Source organism: Ruminococcus sp. B05 (genome assembly GCF_003628495.1).
Lineage (GTDB): Bacteria > Bacillota > Clostridia > Lachnospirales > Lachnospiraceae > Schaedlerella > Schaedlerella hominis.
In genome coordinates, this window is sequence record NZ_RBZR01000061.1 from 1 (window position 1) to 1,328 (window position 1,328).

Genomic DNA, 1,328 nt, shown 5'->3' on the forward strand with positions numbered 1-1,328 from the left:
TGGACATAGATTGGCGCAAATCATAATCTTCCAAAAGCTGTCGGAATGCAACACTTGTATAATGACATCCCTGATCTGAATGGATCCAAACTGTTGCGTCCATTTCATATGAATGTTTTTCCATAAGAGAATTTATCGTATCAAGGACAAAATCAACCTCAAGAGACTCGCTTAATTGGTAAGCCAGGATTTGTTTAGTATATGCATCTTTTATAACAGATAAATATACATGTTTTTGATGAAGCCGTAGATATGTGATGTCAGTTAACAAAACCTTTCGTGGTCCGTGGGTGCGAAATTGCCTATTAACATAATTCGGAGCAATTGTATTTGTTTGTAATGCTTTTGCCATTCTTCGATGCGGATTTGCTCTTCGCACCGGACAAAACAGATGAAATTTTCGCATTAATCGTTGCACTTTTTTCCTGTTCATTTTGATTCCCATACGCCTCAGTCGCATGCAAACCCCTCTTGAACCTTTCGTGTAACCCCTGAAATTATAAGCTTTTTGGATTAATAGAAAGTCAGCATAATCTGCTGCTTCACGCGCAATTCTTTTATCTGCAGCGGCAATCCAGCGATAGTATCCAGACCTTGAAACCCCGACCAACTCACATAATTCTAATACATTTAAGGCTGATTTGTTTTTAGTTTCCGCAAGGATTAATTCAAAGATAGCGTTAGTTTGCGCACGGTTTTTTGTCACTTTAGCGTTGGATTCGTCATTATATTTGAAGTTTTTTTTAGAAACTCAACTTGCTTTTCCAAATGAACGATTCGCTCTTGTAATTCCTTGATGCTGGCTTCTGTTTTTTGCATAGAAAGATTTTTGCTTTCAAATGCAGCAATCTGTTCCGCTGTTGAAAGACCACGCGGGGCACGAAGTCCTCGCTCAGAATCTGCTTCTTCAAGAATACGTCTACGCAAACTGCTTTTGCATCCTTTGGTAAACCAAGACGGGTCATATCCAGCTGCTTTTAAAATCTGTGGAGCTTTCTTTCTATGATTACGAATCTGATCAACAAAGAATTCTTTGAATTCAAGTGTGAAAGTAATCTGATATGCATTTACAGAATGCGTATATGGATTCATTTCCATAGCGTGAATTTGTTCTTTTGTATAAATTTCTTTTCTTCCCATAGTGTGTCCACCTTTCTGTTTTTAATATATCACAATAGCAATGGTAGCTGAAGCTTTGTCCACAAGTTGGAATTAAGACAATGAGAGAAAGTAGTACCAGCTTAATTCGTGTCTACAACTTGGAAAGCTATCTTAAAAAGTGACCTAATTGTCTGTTTGGTGTGTCCACACTATGGGGTCCATTATAT

At 37.8% G+C, this 1,328-nt stretch carries 2 protein-coding genes; both read right to left on the reverse strand.

The genetic code is table 11. The annotated features are described in order from the left end of the window. Positions 1–706 (reverse strand): IS3 family transposase (locus D8Q48_RS16960; RefSeq protein ID WP_147422759.1); only part of this gene is annotated, 706 nt, incomplete at its 3' end. Continuing rightward, positions 703–1,140: an HTH domain-containing protein gene (locus D8Q48_RS16965; protein WP_118689251.1), complete on the reverse strand. Its 438-nt coding sequence runs from the start codon at positions 1,138–1,140 to the stop codon at positions 703–705. The genes D8Q48_RS16960 and D8Q48_RS16965, both read right to left, overlap by 4 nt. Positions 1,141–1,328 lie beyond the last annotated feature (188 nt).

Coding starts and splice junctions, on each gene's coding strand:
- D8Q48_RS16965 (WP_118689251.1), bottom strand. CDS start 1,140: ATGGGAAGAAAAGAAATTTATACAAAAGAACAAATTCACGCTATGGAA.